This is a genomic window from Actinoplanes sp. NPDC051475 (assembly GCF_040689425.1).
Lineage (GTDB): Bacteria > Actinomycetota > Actinomycetes > Mycobacteriales > Micromonosporaceae > Actinoplanes.
In genome coordinates, this window is the sequence record NZ_JBFAZZ010000018.1 from 77,328 (window position 1) to 95,275 (window position 17,948).

The 17,948-nt window shown below is 70.4% G+C and carries 19 protein-coding genes; 8 read left to right on the forward strand and 11 right to left on the reverse strand.

What is annotated here, in order from left to right; all coding sequences use genetic code 11:
• Window positions 1-22: 22 nt before the first annotated feature.
• Window positions 23-259, reverse strand: coding sequence for a DUF397 domain-containing protein (locus AB0368_RS31140; RefSeq protein WP_364698591.1), 237 nt, complete (start codon window positions 257-259; stop codon window positions 23-25).
• Between the two features lie 249 nt (window positions 260-508).
• Between AB0368_RS31140 and AB0368_RS31145 the strand changes: the two genes are divergently transcribed.
• The gene (locus tag AB0368_RS31145) at window positions 509-763 is read left to right on the forward strand and encodes a hypothetical protein (protein ID WP_366157581.1); all 255 of its coding nucleotides are present in this window, start codon (window positions 509-511) and stop codon (window positions 761-763) included.
• The gene (locus tag AB0368_RS31150) at window positions 741-1,115 is read left to right on the forward strand and encodes a hypothetical protein (RefSeq protein ID WP_366157582.1); all 375 of its coding nucleotides are present in this window, start codon (window positions 741-743) and stop codon (window positions 1,113-1,115) included. Before AB0368_RS31145 ends, AB0368_RS31150 begins: the two co-directional genes overlap by 23 nt.
• Before the next feature lie 194 nt (window positions 1,116-1,309).
• Here AB0368_RS31150 and AB0368_RS31155 read toward each other — a convergent pair whose 3' ends face one another.
• Both AB0368_RS31155 and AB0368_RS31160 read right to left on the reverse strand, forming a co-directional pair.
• On the reverse strand, window positions 1,310-2,137 hold the full coding sequence (locus tag AB0368_RS31155; RefSeq protein WP_366157583.1) for an SAM-dependent methyltransferase: 828 nt from the start codon (window positions 2,135-2,137) through the stop codon (window positions 1,310-1,312).
• 164 nt (window positions 2,138-2,301) lie between these two features.
• Window positions 2,302-3,906, reverse strand: coding sequence for a GGDEF domain-containing protein (locus tag AB0368_RS31160; protein ID WP_366157584.1), 1,605 nt, complete (start codon window positions 3,904-3,906; stop codon window positions 2,302-2,304).
• Between the two features lie 177 nt (window positions 3,907-4,083).
• On the opposite strand from AB0368_RS31160, the gene AB0368_RS31165 reads away from it, so the two are divergent.
• Window positions 4,084-4,743, forward strand: a complete 660-nt coding sequence (locus tag AB0368_RS31165; RefSeq protein WP_366157585.1) for a TetR/AcrR family transcriptional regulator C-terminal domain-containing protein — start codon at window positions 4,084-4,086, stop codon at window positions 4,741-4,743.
• A gap of 92 nt (window positions 4,744-4,835) precedes the next feature.
• A complete protein-coding gene (locus AB0368_RS31170; RefSeq protein ID WP_366157586.1) occupies window positions 4,836-6,263 on the forward strand; it encodes an MFS transporter in 1,428 nt (475 codons plus the stop codon).
• A 51-nt stretch (window positions 6,264-6,314) separates the two neighbouring features.
• Here AB0368_RS31170 and AB0368_RS31175 read toward each other — a convergent pair whose 3' ends face one another.
• Window positions 6,315-7,895, reverse strand: a complete 1,581-nt coding sequence (locus tag AB0368_RS31175; protein WP_366157587.1) for an MDR family MFS transporter — start codon at window positions 7,893-7,895, stop codon at window positions 6,315-6,317.
• Complete coding sequence (locus AB0368_RS31180; protein ID WP_366157588.1) at window positions 7,892-8,383, reverse strand: MarR family winged helix-turn-helix transcriptional regulator; 492 nt, start codon at window positions 8,381-8,383, stop codon at window positions 7,892-7,894. Before AB0368_RS31180 ends, AB0368_RS31175 begins: the two co-directional genes overlap by 4 nt.
• 107 nt (window positions 8,384-8,490) lie before the next feature.
• Between AB0368_RS31180 and AB0368_RS31185 the strand changes: the two genes are divergently transcribed.
• On the forward strand, window positions 8,491-9,150 hold the full coding sequence (locus tag AB0368_RS31185; RefSeq protein ID WP_366157589.1) for a TetR/AcrR family transcriptional regulator: 660 nt from the start codon (window positions 8,491-8,493) through the stop codon (window positions 9,148-9,150).
• Between the two features lie 34 nt (window positions 9,151-9,184).
• On the opposite strand, the gene AB0368_RS31190 is transcribed toward AB0368_RS31185, so the two are convergent.
• On the reverse strand, window positions 9,185-10,636 hold the full coding sequence (locus AB0368_RS31190; RefSeq protein WP_366157590.1) for a cellulose binding domain-containing protein: 1,452 nt from the start codon (window positions 10,634-10,636) through the stop codon (window positions 9,185-9,187).
• Between the two features lie 146 nt (window positions 10,637-10,782).
• Between AB0368_RS31190 and AB0368_RS31195 the strand changes: the two genes are divergently transcribed.
• A complete protein-coding gene (locus tag AB0368_RS31195) occupies window positions 10,783-11,541 on the forward strand; it encodes a dienelactone hydrolase family protein (RefSeq protein ID WP_366157591.1) in 759 nt (252 codons plus the stop codon).
• Here the strand turns inward: AB0368_RS31195 and AB0368_RS31200 are convergent.
• The 5 genes from AB0368_RS31200 to AB0368_RS31220 all read right to left on the reverse strand — a co-directional run bounded on the left by AB0368_RS31200 (window position 11,534) and on the right by AB0368_RS31220 (window position 16,658).
• Window positions 11,534-11,971, reverse strand: coding sequence for a VOC family protein (locus AB0368_RS31200; RefSeq protein WP_366157592.1), 438 nt, complete (start codon window positions 11,969-11,971; stop codon window positions 11,534-11,536). The two genes, AB0368_RS31195 and AB0368_RS31200, sit on opposite strands and share 8 nt — an antisense overlap.
• Before the next feature lie 50 nt (window positions 11,972-12,021).
• Entirely contained in the window at window positions 12,022-12,381 is a 360-nt protein-coding gene (locus AB0368_RS31205; RefSeq protein WP_366157593.1) for a nuclear transport factor 2 family protein, read from the reverse strand.
• A 64-nt stretch (window positions 12,382-12,445) separates the two neighbouring features.
• The gene (locus AB0368_RS31210; protein WP_366157594.1) at window positions 12,446-14,086 is read right to left on the reverse strand and encodes a polysaccharide deacetylase family protein; all 1,641 of its coding nucleotides are present in this window, start codon (window positions 14,084-14,086) and stop codon (window positions 12,446-12,448) included.
• Window positions 14,086-15,279: a UDP-N-acetylglucosamine 2-epimerase (non-hydrolyzing) gene (gene wecB / locus AB0368_RS31215; protein ID WP_366157595.1), complete on the reverse strand. Its 1,194-nt coding sequence runs from the start codon at window positions 15,277-15,279 to the stop codon at window positions 14,086-14,088. The genes AB0368_RS31210 and wecB overlap by 1 nt, the downstream gene beginning before the upstream one ends.
• A 32-nt stretch (window positions 15,280-15,311) precedes the next feature.
• Window positions 15,312-16,658, reverse strand: coding sequence for a glycosyltransferase family 2 protein (locus AB0368_RS31220; protein WP_366157596.1), 1,347 nt, complete (start codon window positions 16,656-16,658; stop codon window positions 15,312-15,314).
• A gap of 324 nt (window positions 16,659-16,982) precedes the next feature.
• Between AB0368_RS31220 and AB0368_RS31225 the strand changes: the two genes are divergently transcribed.
• Entirely contained in the window at window positions 16,983-17,234 is a 252-nt protein-coding gene (locus tag AB0368_RS31225) for a hypothetical protein (RefSeq protein ID WP_366157597.1), read from the forward strand.
• Window positions 17,235-17,370: 136 nt separating this feature from the next.
• Window positions 17,371-17,946 carry a hypothetical protein gene (locus AB0368_RS31230; RefSeq protein ID WP_366157598.1) on the forward strand — a complete coding sequence of 192 codons (576 nt, stop codon included), beginning with the start codon at window positions 17,371-17,373 and terminating at the stop codon, window positions 17,944-17,946.
• Window positions 17,947-17,948 lie beyond the last annotated feature (2 nt).

The following is a 17,948-nucleotide window of genomic DNA, read 5'->3' on the forward strand; positions in this document are numbered from 1 at the left end:
TCATCCGGAGTGCGGAATCGATTCACCCGAGCAGGTGGTCGAAGTCTCCGTCCCGGACCCCGCCGAGGAAGGCTTCGATCTCGGCCGGCGTGTAGATGAGCGCCGGGCCCTGCGGGTCGCGGGAGTTCCGCATCGCCACGCTCCCGTCCGGCAGCGCGGCGCACTCGACGCAGTTGCCGCTGGGGTTGCTCCGGCCGCTCTTTCGCCAGGTCACACCCTGCAGCTGCCCAGCGGGCATGCCGTTGAAAATGTGCGTCATTCCTAGGCTCCCTAACGGTGAGACCGGTCCGGAGACCGGCGATGTGTGTCACGCCGCCGCCAGCTGTGCAGATGCACGTGCATTTGGCCTTGCGTTCTCACATGATTGTGAGCATGATAACGCACGTACCCCACACAAAGTGGGTCACGGAGGGTGACATCTTTGAGTGACGGGTCAGTCGCGGAACGGCCGCTGCGGCCCTCGACGCGGGGCTCTCTGGCGGGAGCGCCCGAGCGGGAGGAGATGCACATGTCGGTACCGAACATCGGCCCGGAACCGTTCGACCTCACCGAGCCGGACGGCACGGACACGCCTAGGCGTGGCAACCCGGCCCTCGTCTATCGCGACGAGAGGCTTCCCGACGGGATGGAAGCTGCCACGACCCGGGCCACGACAGTGTCCCACCGGTTCGGTGGCGTCCGCTATGCATTGACCCGGAACGACGGGAGTCACCCTCCGGACCCCACCCCGGACGACGGCGGTGATCCTCACGCGAGTCACTGAACACGTCCACTGCGCCCGCCGGCGTCGGCCGCAGGAAGCGGCCGGCCGGCGGACCTGGTCCCTCGTTGCGCCGGTCATCCGGGACGGACGGCTCCAGCTGAGCATCGCCCGCTGGCCGGTCCACGTCTTCCAGGAACGCGACTACTGCTACGGCAGCGGCCCGCTGGCGCTCCGGCTGCACCGGGTGGAGTGGGCCAAGCCGATCCCGTACGAGGGCGACATCTGGTTCGAGGTGAAGGGCGCGATGATCGACCGGCGGACCGGTGAGCAGGGACGCAGCCGCCAGGTGCTGGTCCGCGCCCGCCTGCTCCCGAAAATGCCCACGCGCGGACGCCCCCGGATGCGGCCCTGACAACGTCTTAGAAGGTGAGCGGCGCTGCGCAGGCGTCGCTCGTCGCGCACTCCACGAGGAGGGCGCGTTGCCCGGACCCCGGCCGGGCGGTCCGGTTCCCCCGTGCTGGATCGCTCGGCCGGCCGATCTTTCCGGCGATGTCTGCCCGATGGGGAAGCCCGGATGAGGCGATCGGGCCGGGAGCGGAACGGGTATCAGGGCTTGCGGGCAACTCCGGCCCAGTAATAGGCCGCCTCCGGAGCGTCGACCGGGCTGTCCGGACGCCAGGCGGACACCGGCACCAGCCCCGGCTCGAGCAGCTCCCAGTCGCCGAAGAAGCGGGCGACCTCGTCCCTGCCCCGGTCCTGGAACGTCATGCCGGCCCCGCGCGCCGCGGCGACCGCCTGATTCACCTCGTCCGGATTGAAGTCCGCCGTGGGGTGGGTGATCGCCATGATGCTGCCCGACGGCATGGCGTCGCGGTAGCGGGTCACCATGTCCCAGGGGTCGTCCTCGTCCGCCAGCAGCATCAGGATCGCGATCAGCGTCAGGCCGACCGGCTTGGTCAGGTCGAGGGTCTGCTGCAGGACGGGCTCGGTGAGGATCGACTCCGGCCGGCGGATGTCCGCCTCGATGTACTCGGAGCGGCCCTCCTCGCTGCTGACCATCAGGGCCCGGGCGTGGACCAGCACGATCGGGTCGTTGTCCACGTAGACCACCCGGGTCTCCGGGGCGATCTGCTGGGCGATCTCGTGCAGGTTGGGCCGGGTCGGAATGCCCGTACCGATGTCGAGGAACTGCCGGATGCCCTCCTTGGCGACCAGGTCGCGGGCCGCGCGATGGACGAACTTGCGGTTCTCGCCGGCCATGTAGCGCATGCCCGGGATGGCCTTCATCATGGCCTCGCCGACCGCCCGGTCGACCGCGAAGTTGTCCTTGCCGCCCAGCCAGTAGTCGTAGATGCGGGCGGAGTGCGGCACGTTGGGATTGACCCCCGGCGGTGCCGTCTCTGCCGGTGCCGAATCCGCGCTGCCCTGCGTCACGTCGACCGCCTCCTGATCAGGCCACCCCTGGCCGAGACTCCCGGCCGTCCAGGCCGGACCGGAGCCCGACCCTACGGCGAGATCCGTACCGGCCAGCCTAGCGCCAGAAGATGATCGAATTCAGCCCTGTCGCTCCAAGGAATTGTCACGCAGCGCAGTGCCCATCAGGCCGCGGTGGCACCGTCCCGGTAGGACCGGGCGCGGCCATCGCAAGGCTTGCCCGATACGACCCGATCGCGTCCGGCGTGCTTGGCGACGTACAGATTCCGGTCTGCTGTGGACAGAAGGGCCGATTGGGACGCGGCCGGCGCGTCGCACAGGTCCGCCGCCCCGATGCTCACCGTGATCGGCAGGCCGTGGGTCAGGGAGGTCCAGTCGTACGATCCGATCGCCCGGCGGATGCCGTCGAGCTGAGCGGCCGCCGCGGGGGCGGTGGTGCCGGGCATGGCGATGAGGAACTCCTCGCCGCCCATCCGCGCCACGAAGCCGTCCGGAGCGACCGCGGCCAGTTCGGTCTCCAGGAGCTTGGCCACGAGCACCAGCACCTGGTCGCCCACGTCGTGCGAGAACTGGTCGTTGACCCGTTTGAAGTGGTCGAGGTCGACCATCGCCACGGTCAGTCCGGCGCCGGAGCGAACCAGCCGGGGCAGCTCCTCGTCGATGTACCGGCGGTTGTGCAGCCCGGTCAGCGCGTCGCGGCGGGCCTGCTCGCGGAACCGCTCGGCCTCCTGCCGAGCCTCGGTGGTCTCGAACATCGCCTGCCGGGTGCGGGCCTGCGCCTCCCGCTGCGACGAGTGCAGCGCATTGTGGGCGGAGAAGAAGATCTTGTGTACGGCGAAAGCCTCGGCGAACTCCCCCCGGGCGGCGTGCAGCTCGGCCTGTTCCTGGTGGACCCGGACGAGCACGTCGCCGAGCCCGCGCTCGACGCAGAGCTCCCGCGAGACGTCCAGGGACAGCTGTGCGCGGTCGGTCGCCTGCAGGAAGCGCTGGGCCCGGGCGAGGGTCAGCATGAACTCGGCGAGCGCGTCGGCGTCCTCGTATCCGCCCTGGTGGTGGCGGCGGACGGCCTCGGTCAGCGTCTGCTCGGCCTGACTGTAGTTCCCGTTCTCGATCTCGATGGCGCCGATGGTGTCGAGCACCGCGGGGTCGAGGGTGAAGCCGTGCCGCTCGGCGACCTCCTGCAGCCGCCGGGCCACCGCCTCGGCCCGGGCGTTCTCGCCGGCCGCGTACTCGGTGTAGGCGTAGTTGTTGAGCATGCCCATGAGCAGCCGGGGCAGGCCCAGCCGGACCGCGAGCTCCTCGGCCTGGGCGTACCGCTGCCGGGCGGCGTCCATGGAGCCGGCCGCGCCGAGGGCGTCGGCCAGCTTCGCGCGGTGCCACACCTGCATGTGGTCGGTGGCGGTGTCGTCGAGCAGCTCGACGGCGAGCACCGAGTGTTCGAGGGACTGGGCAGCGTCGCCGAGGTGGCGGTGGATGTTGGCCCAGACGAGGTGCGTGCGCGCCTGCACCAGGGTGTCGCCCTGGTCGACGGCCCAGTGGTGGATCTTCCAGATGCGCTGGGCGGCCGCGGCGACCTCGCCCTTGCGCATGAGCATGTTGGCCTGCACGAGACGGGCGCGGGTGATCATCCGGTCGTCGCCGAGGCGGCACGCCGCGTCCTCGTACGCGATCGCGGCGTCATAGGTGGCGTCGGCGTCCCAGGAGTACTGGTCCTCGAGCTCGGTCAGGGCAGCCGACAGCTGCTCGGCGTCGTGCACCCGCCTGTCCATCCGGCCCACCCCTTCCGCTCACCGGGATTGATCGACACCCTCCGCCCCCGCTGTAGAACAAATGCGGTACGTGTTCCGAAGGTTAGCCCTGAGTGAACTTCTGATCCCAGCGTCGCACCCGTGATCCACGTCGCCGCCATGCGAAGTCGCACACCATGTACGTCGTACAGTTGAGGGATGGCCAAGCGGACCGTACGTCTCAGCCGCGACGTCATCGTCGACTGCGCGATGACCCTCGCCGACGCGGAAGGCCTGGACGCCGTGACCATCCGGCGCCTGGCGCAGGAGAACGGCGTCACGCCGATGGCCATGTACTGGCACTTCAACGACAAGGACAGCCTGCTCGACGGCCTGTCCGAGCACCTGCTCGCGTCGGTCAAGCTGCCCGAGCCCGGCGAGGCGCCCTGGGACGGGCAGCTGCGGGAGATCCTCCAGGCGTTCCTCGACGCCATCCGGCCGCACCCCGCCACGGCGGTGCTCGCACTGCGCCGCATCCTCGTGGCCGAGCCCGGCCTGCGAGTAGCCGAACGGGTGCTGGAGCTGCTGCGGGGGGCCGGGTTCGAGCCGCCGCGGGCCGCCGAGGTGGGCACCTTCCTGATGTGCTCGGTGATCACGCTCGTCGCCGCCGACCCTTCGCCCGGCGTGCCGCCGGCCGGCGAGGAGCGGGAGGAGATGCTCCGGCACAAGAAGGCGATGCTGGGGGCGCTGTCACCGGAGCGGTATCCGAACGTCATCGCGGCCGCGCCGTACCTGGCTGTCTGCCGGGACGAGGACGACTACTTCGCCCTGAATCTGGACCTGCTGATCGCGGGTGTCCGGGGGCTTCGCCGCAACTGATCTCCGTCACATCCCTTGACGTTCCTCTACGGCGTACATATACGGTGTACATGTACGCCGCACAGGGCGGCGCTCGCGTGGAGGTGGGACCGGTGCAACGCAATCCTTGGTCGACCCTGGCCGTGCTGGCGGTCGCCCAGTTCATGGTCGTGCTCGACGTGACGATCGTGAACGTGGCGCTGCCCGACATCCAGCAGGACCTGGGGTTCACCGCCTCCGGTCTGCAGTGGGTCGTCAGCGCGTACACCCTGCTCTTCGGGGGTTTCCTGCTCCTCGGCGGCCGGGTGGCCGACCTGCTCGGCCGCCGCCGGATGTTCGTGGCGGGCCTGGTGCTGTTCGGCGTGACGTCGCTGGTGGCGGGGCTCGCGCAGAACCCCGAGCAACTCGTGATCATGCGGGCCGTGCAGGGCCTCGGCGGCGCCCTGATGTCGCCCGCGGCCTTCGCAATCCTTACCGTGACCTTCGCTCACGGGCGCCGGCGCAACATCGCGATGGGCGTCTGGGGCGGCCTGGCCGGGCTGGGCGGCACCCTCGGCGTGATCGCCGGTGGCCTGCTGGTCGACTCGCTGACCTGGCGCTGGGTGTTCCTGGTCAACGTGCCGATCGCGATCGTGCTGGCGCTGCTGGTGCCGCTGTATGTCGCGGAGAGCCGGGTGGCGACCACCGGCCGCCGCACGTTCGACGTCGCGGGTGCCCTGCTGAGCACCTCCGGCCTGCTGGCCATCGTGCTCGGCGTCATCCGGGCCGAACCGAAGGGGTGGTCGTCGTTCGAGGTCGTCGCCCTGCTCGTCGGTGGTCTTGCTCTGCTGGCCGCTTTCGTACGCGTGGAGGCCCGTTCCGCCGCTCCGCTCGTACCGCTGGGGCTCTTCCGGTCCCGCGGCCTGACCACGTCGATCCTGGCGCTGGCGCTCAACGGCGCGGCGTTCCTCGGGATGTTCTTCCTGACCGCGATCTTCCTGCAGCAGGTCCGTGGCCTGACGGCGCTGGAGACCGGCCTGCAGTTCCTGCCGATGGGCATCGCCGCCATCGCCAGCGCGATCATCGCCTCGCAGCTGGTCACCCGGTTCGGCACGAAGCCCGTGCAGTTCGGCGGCGCCGCGCTGAGCATCATCGGCCTGCTGCTGCTCTCCCGGGCCGACGCGACCGGCTCGTACGCGCTCACGATCCTGCCCGGCATCGTGCTGTTCGGCATCGGCATCATCGCGGTCGGCACCCCGGCGTCGATCGCCGCGGTGGCCGACGTGCGGCACGACCAGGCCGGTGCGGCGTCCGGGGTGGTGAACGCCGGCTACCAGGTCGGCGGCGCGCTCGGCCTCGCGGTGATCACCACGCTGGCCACCTCGCACGTGCAGAGCCTGCTGACCGGCGGTACGCAGCCGCAGGAGGCCCTGGTGGGCGGCTTCGAGCGGGGGCTGCTCTTCGCGGCCGTGTTCGCGGCGGTCAACATGCTCACCGCGATCGGTGCACCGCGGCTACGTCCCACCACCGACCAGGTCGTCGAAGCGGCCGTCGCGGCCTAGCCGGAAAGAAGCGGCGCCCGGGGAGTCCCCGGGCGCCGCTGTCGAACCCGCTTACTTGGTGAGTGCCGGGGCCTTCTCCGAGGCTTGCGCCGTCTTACCGAGGTCGATCGTCGACCGCAGGGTGATCTGCTTGAACAGCAGCGACGCGATGACGCCCACCACCGCGATGCCCGCCGAGATCAGGAAGATGTGCCCGGTGGCGTCGCCGTACGCGGCCCGGACCATGTGCTGGACCGCGGCCGGCAGCTCGGCCAGGTTGAGGCTGCTGGTCTTGCCGCCGCCGCCGGCCGGTACGCCCGCCGCGGCCAGCTGCTTGGTGATCGAGTCGGTGACCCGGTGGGCCAGGACCGCGCCGAGGACCGAGACGCCGATCGTGCCGCCGAGCGAGCGGAAGAACGCGATCGTCGAGCTGGCGGCGCCGATGTCGCGCAGGGAGACGGAGTTCTGCACCGCGAGCACGAGGTTCTGCATCGACATGCCCACGCCGATGCCGACCAGGGCCATGCCGACGCCGATGTACCAGAGCGCCGTCTCGTGGTCCATGACCGACAGCATCGCGAAGCCGGCGACGAGCACGATGGTGCCCGCCACGATGTACGGCTTGATCCGGCCGGACTTGGTGATCAGCCGCCCGGAGATCGTCGAGGAGACCAGCATGCCGGCCATCAGCGGGATGGTGAGCAGGCCGGCTTCGGTCGGGCTGTAGCCGCGGCCGATCTGGTAGTACTGGCCGAGGAAGACGGAGCCGCCGTACATCGCCATGCCGACCGCGAGGCTGGCGAGGATCGCCAGGGCCGTGGTGCGCTGCTTGACGATCTGCAGCGGGACGACCGGCTCGACGGCGCGGGCCTCGACCCAGACGGCGATCGCGAGCAGGGCAAGGCCGGCGCCGACCATCGCGAAGGTCTGCCAGGAGACCCAGTCGAACGAGCTGTCCACGAACGACACCCAGACCAGCAGGACGCTGACGCCGGCGGCGATCAGCGTGGCGCCGGCGTAGTCGATCTTCACGTTCTCCCGGCGGATGACCGGCAGGTGCAGCGTGCGCTGCAGGACGATCAGGGCGACGATGGCCACCGGGGCGCCGATGAAGAAGCACCAGCGCCAGCCGAGCCACGATGTGTCGACGATGACGCCGCCGAGCAGCGGGCCGCCGACCGTGGCGAGGGCGAGCACGCCGCCGAGGTAGCCGTTGTAGCGGCCGCGCTCACGCGGCGGGATCATCGCGGCGATCGCCACCTGGACGAGCGCCTGGACGCCGCCCATGCCGATGCCCTGGAACGCGCGGGCGGCGATGAGCTGCCCGGCGGTCTGCGAGAAGCCGGCCACGATCGAGCCCAGCACGAACACGATGATGGAGACCTGGACCAGGGCCTTCTTGCTGTACAGGTCGGAGAGCTTGCCCCAGATCGGGGTGGTGGCGGTGGCGGTCAGGAGGGTGGCCGTCACGACCCAGGTGTACTGGGTCTGGCTGCCGTTCAGCGATCCGATGATCTTCGGCAGGGCGGTGGAGACGATGGTCGCGCTGGACATCGCGACGAACAACACGAGCAGCAGGCCGCTGAGGGCCTCCAGGATCTCGCGGTGGCTCATCGCGCCGTGTTCGGCGCGAGTGGTGGTGGGTGCGCTCATCGCGCGGCCTCCAGCGGTCGGTGATGGTGGGACATGAGGTCTGCGGAGAATCGCTGCAGCAGCGCGGTGAAGACGGAGATGTCCTCGGGGTTCCATTTCTCGAGGGCCCCGGCGAGGCGGTCGTCGGTCCACGCCATGGCGTCGTCGAGGGAACGGCGGCCGGCGGGGGTCAGGCCGAGCACGCTGGCGCGGCCGTCGTGCGGGTCCGCGGTGCGCTCGACCAGCCCGGCCCGCACCACGGCGGCGACGGCGCGGCTGACCGTCGAGGGGTCGAGCGACGAGCGGGCGGCCAGGTCCTTGACGTGACAGCCGGGGGCCGCCGGTTCCCCGCCCATGGCGTCGATCAGCGCCAGCACGCTGAGGGTCCCGGCAGGGACGTCCGGGTGCTGCGTCGACATGTCGTTCTTCAGCAGGCGTACGGCCTTCAGCATCTCGCGCAGGTGGGCGAGCAGCTCCCGGCGGGCCGCGCTACCGGCGTCGTCGACCATGAGCCACCTCCTCGGAATGGTTGCCTCATACAACTATCGGCCTAACTTGCCCAATGCGCAAGTTTGCACAGTGGGAACTGAGTCACATTCTCGGTACGCTCGACGCCATGACCACCGAGGTCCGCGTCCCCGAGCCCGGGCTGCGGGAACGTAAGAAGACGGCGACCCGCCAGGCGCTGCACGAGGCCGCCGTCCGGCTCGCGATGGCGCACGGCGCCGACAAGATCACGGTGGAGGCGGTGGCGGACGAGGCCGGCGTCTCCCGGCGGACGTTCTCCAACTACTTCGCCAACAAGGAAGAGGCGCTGCTGTACGGCGACCGTCAACGGATCGGCGCGCTGATCGACATCGTGCGCGCGCGTCCGGCGGGCGAGGCGCCGTGGGTCGCGCTGACCCGGGCGGCGCAGGAGTTCTACGAGCAGCTGGGCGAGCTCGACCCGCAGTGGGTCGCCCAGTCCCGGCTGATGCGCGCCCAGCCGGCGCTCGCCGCGCAGCAGGTGAGCACGTTCGCGGCGCTGGAACGGGAGCTGGCCGCCGCGGTCGCGGAGCGGAACGACGAGCCGGACCCGCAGGGAATGCGGGCCCGGCTGATGGCGGCCGCGTTCATGACGGCCATGCGCGTCTCGCTGCACGTCTGGCTCGAGGCGCCGGACGAGTCGTCCCTGGATGAGCTGGTGCAGCGGTCACTCGCGGAGACCGGTCGCGGCTTCGGGGACAGCGGACAGGCGCGCGGCGCCGGGAGGGGTGCTTTCCCGGCGCCGCGCTGATGGGGATGGTGGTACTTCGGGGACGGAACTTCTCTCAGCCGCGGAAGCCGGCGAAGATCTTGCTGAACTCGAAGGCCGACTGCGGCACGTTGGTGCACTGGAACAGCGCGCCGTTGCACGCGTTCTTGTCGCGGTTGAGCTCCCAGAAGGACGCGAAGCCGACGTGGTTGCTGTTGGCGAAGGCCACCAGGTCCCGGGCGTCGCTCTGGTTGAAGGTGCCCTGGTCGTCGTTCTTGCCGAGCATCGGGGTGACGCCGACCATCTTGAACGCCGCAGCGTCGCTGTTGCCGTAGATCGCCTTGATCTGGTCCTTGGTCGACTTCACGGCCTGGATGGCGAGGTCGCCGTAGTCCTGGGCGGAGCGGCCGTAGTCCATCGCCATGATGTTGACCAGGTCGACGTCGACGCCGGCGTTCTTGGCCGACTTCACGACGTTCAGGCCGTCGTTGGTGAGGCCCTCCGGCAGCACCGGCAGGGTCAGCGAGATCTTGAGGCCGGGGTTGGCCTTCTGCAGCGCGGCCAGCGCGGTCGAGCGGCGGGCGATCGAGGCGGTGTCGGCGGAGGCCGCACCCTCGATGTCCAGGTCGATGAACTTCAGGTCGTACGCCGACACCACGGCCTGGTACTCGGCCTGCAGCGCCGTCACGTCGGTGCAGGCCTGGGCCAGCTCGATGCCGGTGGCGCCGCCGAAGGAGACCTTGACGTCACCGCCGGCCGCCCGCAGCGCCTTGATCTGGTCGCCGAACTGCTTGGTACGCGGGTCGAACGCGCCGAACCAGCTGGCCTTGCAGCCCGCGCCGGTGACGAACGCCAGCGAGTACGACTTCACGCCGCTGCTGCTCGCGAGCTGGGCGAGGGTCGTACTCCCGTTGGAGAGCAGGCCCATGTCCACGTACGGGGCCACCAGCACGGTCCCGCCACCCCCGTTGGACGGCGGGGGCGCGGTGGTGGTCGCCGGCGCACTGGTCGGCGGCTTGGTCGGGGCGGTCGTCGGCGGCTTGGTCGGCGACGTGGTCGGGGCGGTGGTGGCGGGCTTGGTGGCCGGCGCCGTCGTGGGTACCGAACCGCCGGCGGTGCAGGAGGCGCCGTTGATGGCGCAGCTGGTCGGGTCGCCCTTGCCGACCACGATGAAGCCGAACTCGGTGGTGCCGCCGGCCGGGATGGTCGCGTTGTAGCCCTTGTCCTTCGCCGTGTTCACGCCGCCCGAGGTGGTGACCGAGGCCTCCCAGGTGCTGCCGAGCTTCGCGCTCGACGGCAGGCCGAACGCGAGCTGCCAGCCCGTGACCGCGGCGCCGCCGGTGTTCTTGATGACGTACGTGCCCTGGTAGCCCGTACCCCAGTCGGAGTTCTTGGTGAACGTGGCGGTGAGCCCGCCGGCCGCCTTGGTGGTCGGGGCTGTCGCCGCGACCGCGGCGACCGCGCCTCCGCCCACGGCGAGCAGCGCCGCTCCCACATAGATGGACAGGCGTAGACGGTTGCGTGTCATTGCTGACTCCGATCGCGGGGGGTACGAACGGCGTCGATCGTGGAATGCGAGGGCTTAAAGCGTTCTGCCAATTTCCTTAAGAGTGTCTGAAGTCGCCGAAGCGGGTCGACACGATCACTGCCGGTGAACGGGGATACGGTTCGGCCATGGACAAGACCACGGTGGACATCCCGACCGGCGACGGCGTGGCTGACGCCTACCTCGTGCGACCTGGCGGTGACGGACCGTTCCCCGGCGTCCTGCTCTTCATCGACGCCTTCGGCCTGCGCCCGCGCATCCTCGAGATGGCCGACCGCATCGCCGAGCGGGGATATGCGGTCCTCGCGCCGAACCTGCTCTACCGCGGCGGGCGCTCGCCGCTGGTGGATCCGGCCGAGCTCGGCGACCCCGACCGGCGCGACGCGATCTTCGGCAGGGTGATGCCGCTGGTCAAGGCGCTGGATGCCGGCATGATCACCCGCGACACCGGTGCGTACCTGGACTTCTTCGCCGCTCAGGACCGGGTCGCGGCGGGGCCGGTGGTGGTGACCGGCTACTGCATGGGCGGCCGGAACGCCGTCAGGGCGATCGAGGCCTACCCGGACCGGATCAAGGGCGCTGCCAGCTTCCACGGCGGCGGGTTCGTCACCGACGAGCCGGACAGCCCGCACCTGCGCGTCGGCGCGATCACCGGCGAGCTGTACCTGGCCCACGCCGACAACGACCGTTCGATGACCCCCGAGCAGATCCGCACCCTGGAGGCGGCCCTCGACGCGGCGGGCGTGGCCTACACCTCCGAGGTGTACCCCGGCGCGCCGCACGGCTTCACGATGACGGACACGGCCGCCTACCAGGAGGCCGGCGAGCAGCGCCACTGGGTGAAGCTCTTCGACCTTCTCGACCGGGTCCACCCCGCGGCTAGCTGATGCAGAACTCGTTGCCCTCCGGGTCGGCCATCGTGAACCAGGCGTGCGGGCCCTGCTGCTCCGCGTAGAGGAACTTCGCGCCGCGGACCACCAGCTCGTCGCGCACCTGCTCACGGTGGTCGGCCCCGACCCAGATGTCGATGTGCATACGGTTCTTGACCGTCTTGGGCTCGGGCACGAGGTTGAAGAGCATCCGGCGCGGCTTGCCGCTCGGCAGCGCCTCCGCATGGCGGATGCCGGCGCCGACCCGCCACACCAGGTGGCCCTCGTAGACCACCGTCTGGTCTTCTGTCGCGTACCCCTTGGCGACCATGTCTTTGATGAAGGCCTCGTCGACGGGCTCGACCTGCCACCCCAGCGTCTCGGCCCACCATGCGGCCAGGGGGTGCGGATCGGCGCAGTCGACGGTCACCTGGAAGTCGTATGCCATCCCCGCAGGGTAGGCGGCACCTCTGACAAAAAAGCCCGCTGCCGAGAAGCTCAGTCGTCGAGGAGGCCGGGGAAGTACCGGCGCAGGGCGACCACGTCGTAGACCTGGCGTACGTCGGCGATCCGGCCGTCCATGACCTCGAGGAACTCCGCGATGCGGACGGTACCGAACGGGGCCGTGCAGTCGTAGACGAGCGACGCCCGGTCCCCGTTGCACGCCGTCGACTTGATCGTGATCGAGTCGGCGAAGGCGGCGATGCGGTGCAGCGTCTGCACCATCTCCTCGTCGTCGACCGGGACGCCGAGGTTCCACTCGACCTCCGCGTCCGGGGCGATGAGCCGGCGGACGGCCGTGCGGTCCCGGGTCATCCAGGAGTAGGCGTAGAAGGTGACCAGGTCGGCGGTTCCCATGACGGCTCCTCGGCAGAGACGACGGCCGCCGCCCGTGAGGGCGGCGGCCGCGATCAGAACGCGATCAGTTGGCGAGCATCGAGTCGCCGGCCACGAAGCTGTAGCCCTGCGCCTTGATGCCCGGGACGAGCTGCTTGAGGTAGTCGGTGCCCAGGTACGGGTGGTAGAAGAAGCTCGCCACGCCGTCGCGGACGACCAGGTTGCGCTTCGCCGAGGCGAGCAGGTCGGCCGGGAGCCGGGCCGGGTGGTTGTTGAACGGCTCGGGCTCGACGTTGCCGATGTTCTCCGGGATGACCACCGAGCCGTAGACGTCGCGGACGGTGTACGGGAAGAACTGGCCGAACTGCCGGGCGTAGTCGAGCTTGCCGCCGGTGAGGACGCCGGGGAAGTACAGGCCACGGTCGTAGCGCTTGCCCAGGATCGAGTTCACGGTCTGGTAGTCGACGGCGCTGCCGGCGTAGTGCGGGAACTCGAAGGTGCTGGGCACGCCCAGGCCGGCGAGGGCGAAGGTGAGGCCCGAGGCGGCGATCCGGCTGGCGGCCCACGCGGCCGAGTCACCGGCGACCGGACCGTCGTAGATCACGCTGTCGCCGGCGTCGACGTGCGCGGCGTAGAACTCGAAGTCGTTCGCGCTCATGCCGTCGTACGGGTTGGCGACGTTGCCGAACTGGTGCGTGTAGCCGTGCATGAGGAGCGTGCCGCCGCGCTGCTGCATGTACTTCAGTGCCGCCACCACCTTCGGCTTCTGCACCAGGGAGTAGTCCTGCGGCTTGCCGTTGTTCTGCACGCCCTTCGGGTCCCGGAAGCGCGGGTAGACGGCGACGCTGAACGGGACCTTCTCGGCGTACAGGTAGTCGGCGATCGCGCGCAGCTCGGCCGGGTCAGCGTCGGGGCCGACGTCCTCGATCCGGGCCAGGGCGCGGTGCCGCTCGCGGGAGACGCCGGTGTCGCCGAGCGAGTCGAAGAGCATGTCGGCGAAGGCCAGGTAGCGGTCGTCGTGGGTCACGTACGCGAAGGGGATCTCACCCACGTACGTGAAGTTGCCCGACTGCACCGCCCACGGGAACGACGTGCCGTCCGGGCGTACGGCGGAGGCCAGGGTCTTGACCTTCGACGCGTCGCTGATCGACAGGTTCATGATCCCGGACTTGTCCGTCGTGTCACGGGTCAGCGCGGCGCCCTTGTAGGTGACCTCGGCGACCGCTGCGTCGTCGAACAAGCCACTGGTGAAGCCGTGGTTCGCCGCGAACGACGCGTCCCGCGACGTGAGCTGCCAGATGTTGTCGAAGACCCAGGTGACCGGCTTCTTCGTGGCGGCGACGTCGTCCAGGAACGCGGCCGGCAGCGCCTCGTCGTAGGTCGAGCCGAGGTACACCACCGCGGTGTACAGGTCCAGGTCCTTGGCCTTGTAGTTCGCCACCGGAGCGGCGGTCCAGGAGCCGAAGTGCGAGGTCAGGTTCGCGGTCTGGGTCGCGTAGACCTCACCCATCCAGCCGTACGGGCCGGTGGTGTCGTACAGGACGAGCGTCTTCGCCGTACCGCCGCCGGGAGCGGCCTTGCCGGACTTCGTGGCGATCGTTGTGGCTGCCGTGGTGGTGCGCTCGGCGGCGTCGGCGTTCACGACACCGACCCCGAGGACGGCGGTGGCGGTGAGCGCGGCGCCGGCGGCGACTAGAGCGCGGCGGCTGAATTTGCGAATACGCATCAGAAGGACGCTCCGTACGTGACAGTGGCGGTGGAAGCGAGGGCAGGCATGGCTTCGGGAGCCTCGGCGAGGCCGAGCAGGGCGGCGGTGGCCTGGGCGGTACGCCGTGCAGCGAGGCCGTCGCCGTACGGGTTGCCGCCGGCGGTCATCGCGTCGCGGCGGACCCGGCTGTCGAGCAGCTCGGCCGCCTCCTTGACGATCAGGTCGGTGTCGGAGCCGACGAGCCGGGCGCAGCCGGCGTGCAGCGACTCGACGCGCTCGGTGACGTCGCGCAGCACCAGGGCGGGTACGCCGAACGACGGCGCCTCCTCCTGGATGCCACCGGAGTCGGTGAGCACCAGGTACGCCTCGGAGAGCAGGCGCGACAGGTCCGGGTACGGCAGCGGGTCGGTGACCGTGACCCGCTCGAGGCCGGCGAGCCCCGCCTCGACCTGGGCGCGTACCGCCGGGTTGGGGTGGCTCGGGAGGATCACGTCGATGTCGGCGTACCGGCTGACCAGCTCGCGGACGGCGGCCAGGATGCGGTCCAGCGGCGCGCCCCACGACTCGCGCCGGTGGGCGGTGACGACCACCAGCCGGCGGTCCCCGGCGGCGGCCCGGGCGGCGGCGACCTGCGGGTTCTCCCACGGCAGCCGGCGGCCGGCGACGGCGAGCGTGGCGTCCACGACGGTGTTGCCGGCGATCAGGACGTCGCCGGTGGCGATGTTCTCGTCGAGCAGGTTCATCGCGGCCAGCGGCGTCGGGGCCAGGTGCAGTGCGGCGACCTGGGCGACCAGGCGCCGGTTGGCCTCCTCGGGGAAGGGCGAGTCGAGGTCGCCGGAGCGCAGGCCGGCCTCGAGGTGCACCACCGGGATCCGGCGCCAGAAGGCGGCCAGCGCGCCGGCGAGGCTCGTGGTGGTGTCGCCCTGCACGATCACCGCGGCCGGGGCCCGGTCGGCCCACAGCCGGTCGAGCTGGCGGATCATCTCGGTGAGCAGCTCGGCCTGGGTGCCGGTGCCGCGCTCGACCTGGAGCGTGACGTCCGGCGTGAGGCCGAAGGCGGCGAGGGCCTGGCCGACCATGGCCGGGTGCTGGCCGCTGGCGACGAGGACGGGGGTGAGCAGTCCGGCCTCGCGCATGGCGAGCACGACCGGAGCGAGCTTGACGGCCTCGGGGCGGGTGCCGCCGATCAGGTGCACTTCGGGCAGTGACATGGGGGGAGCCCTTACTTCGAGGAGGGGGAGCCTCAGGCGGGGACGGGGAGGTGCAGGGGTGCGGCGATCGGCTCTTCGGCGAGCCGTTCGGTCTTGGCCCAGGACTGCTGACCGCGGGCCTGGCGGACGATGGCGCGGTAGGTCGCGACCAGTCCGAGGAGCAAGAAGATCGGGTACGCGGCCGCGGCGGTGAGCAGCCGGGACAGGTCCTCGTCGCGGAGCCGGTAGCGGTGCACCAGCGCCCAGATGAAGCCGGGGAAGAAGGTGACCGAGAACCACACCGCGCCGGTGGTCGCCAGGTCCGCCCAGGAGTGCAGGTACGGCACCGGGTGTCCGGCCAGCAGGCCCATCACGGCGACCGAGACGCCGCCGAGCAGACCGACGGTGACCAGGGCGTTCAGCCACGGCGAGACCAGGTAGTGGAACATCTCCAGCAGGGCGGTGATCCCGATCCGCTCGGAGCGGGCCAGCCGGCGCAGGTACCGGGCGCACTGCAGGTTGCCCTGCGCCCATCGGGTGCGCTGGCGGGTGAGCCGGCGCAGGTCGACCACGGCCTGCTGGGTGACCGACGCCCGCGAGGTGTAGCGGATGCCGACCCCGTCGAGGTGCATGCGCAGGCCCAGCTCGAGGTCCTCGACCAGGCACGCCGACCAGGGCGCGTCGCCGAGAGCCAGCAACGCGGAGAGGCGGGTGAACTGGCCGTTGCCGCCGAGCCCGACGGTGTCGATCGTGTCGCGCAGGCTCTGGCAGGCGTTGACGATCGCGCCGAACTCGAGGTCCTGCACCGCGCCGAGGAGCTTGTGGCGGTTGCGGATCCGGACCTGGACCTGCACGGCGCCGATCCGCGGGTCGCGCATCATCCGGGAGATCTCGAGCAGGATGTTGGGGCTGCCCTGGCCGTCGCCGTCGATGATGCCGATGACCACCTTGTCCGGGCTGACGCCGTCCTCCGCGGTGCGCTGAGCGATGTAGCGGTACGCCGCGTTGAGCGCCTCGCCCTTGCCCTTGCGCGCATCCGGCAGCTCCCGGCGCATGACCGTCAGCCGCGGGTGGTCGATGGCGGCGAGCACCTCGGGGGTGCGGTCGTCCGAACCGTCGTCCACGACCAGGACCCGGGCGAGCGTGCCGCCGGGGCCGCCGAGGGAGAGCGCGGCGTTGACGGTGTTGGCGACCACGACCTCCTCGTTGAGCGCCGGGACGATGATCCAGAAGTGCTCGGGGGTGCCGTCGCCGCGCTCCAGCGACCTGGTGACGACGGCCTGGCGGTGCGACGCCGCGTAACGGACGGCGAAGCTGACCAGGCCGAGCGTGGAGACCGGCCAGGCGAGCAGGATCGCGTAGCCGACGACTACGAAGATCCAGCTGTCGGATGCCGTCACGGCCACGCTCCCTTCGTTGCTGTCTGTCATGTCGACCGGGTAACGCTTGCCGCGTCCCTGGACGTATTAGGACATTAGGTCGCTACACAGCGTGAAACAAGGGCGATCACCGGAGCGACGGGCCGGTCCGCCCGATCGGCCCATGCCAGACATCTCAGTCAGCGCAAAACGGGCGAAATGCCAACGAGGGCGGAGGGGTCAGGCGCCCCGCGCGTTCTGTCGGCTCGCGAGGAAGTCACTACAGTGGGTGATGTTCGCCGTTCGCGGCGGATCGTGGCGCGACGGTGACTCCATGTGACTCTGCGTGAGGTCTATGCTGCCTGCGTGAACCGGATCCTGGTGCGAGCGCTCGTCGACCTGGCGGTGTCGATCGAGCTCTCGAGCGACGACGAGATCGACCCCCGTACGGCGACGACCCTCCTCGACGACCTGGCGGCCAGCCTCGACGACCTCTCGGACGCCGAACGCGACGAGATCGTCGACTACATCGAGGACCAGGCGGAGTCGACGCGCGACCCGGACCGCCGCGAGGTCCTGCTCGACCTGCCGGACACCCTCGCCCTCACCGACGACTGAGGTGATCCACATCCTGTCCTGACGGCCGAGTGCCGCGGTTGAACGCGCCTGTCATCATCGACATCGCCGCAGCAGGTGATCCGCCACAGGGGGCGGAGAGCACCTGCGGGCGCATCAACGGGGGCGGGGCTGATCCATGGGTGGGTTCTTCGAGGCTGTGCTCAGCTTCCCCACCGTCGTACTCACCCCGCTCCTCATCGTCGTCATCGGCTACTGGCTGGTCGTCGTCGTGGGCGGGGCGGACCCCGAGGGCGACGGCGTCGGCGAGGGCGGATTCCTCGGCTTCCTCGGGCTCGGCGGCGTGCCGGTGTCCGTGGTGCTCTCGCTGCTCATCGCCTTCGCCTGGTTCGCCACGCTGGCCGGTGCGGCGCTGCTCGGTGCCGTCCCCGCCACCCTCGTGCTGGCCGGCGCCGTCGTGGCCGCCTGGGTCGTCACGCGACTGGCCGTCCTGCTCATCAGGCGTTTCCTGCCCGCCGGCACCGAGCCGTCGCGGGCCGACTTCGTCGGTCTGACCTGCGTCGTACGCACCGGGCGGGTCACCCGCACCTTCGGCCAGGCCGAGGTGCACGCCCCCGACGGTTCCTCCGCGATCGTGCAGGTCCGTCAGGCCGGCGACGACGAACTGCGGGCCGGCACCGTAGGCCTGCTCTACGACGTGGATCCCGACGGCGACTTCTTCTGGATCGTCCCCGCCGATATCGCTAACTCCTAAAC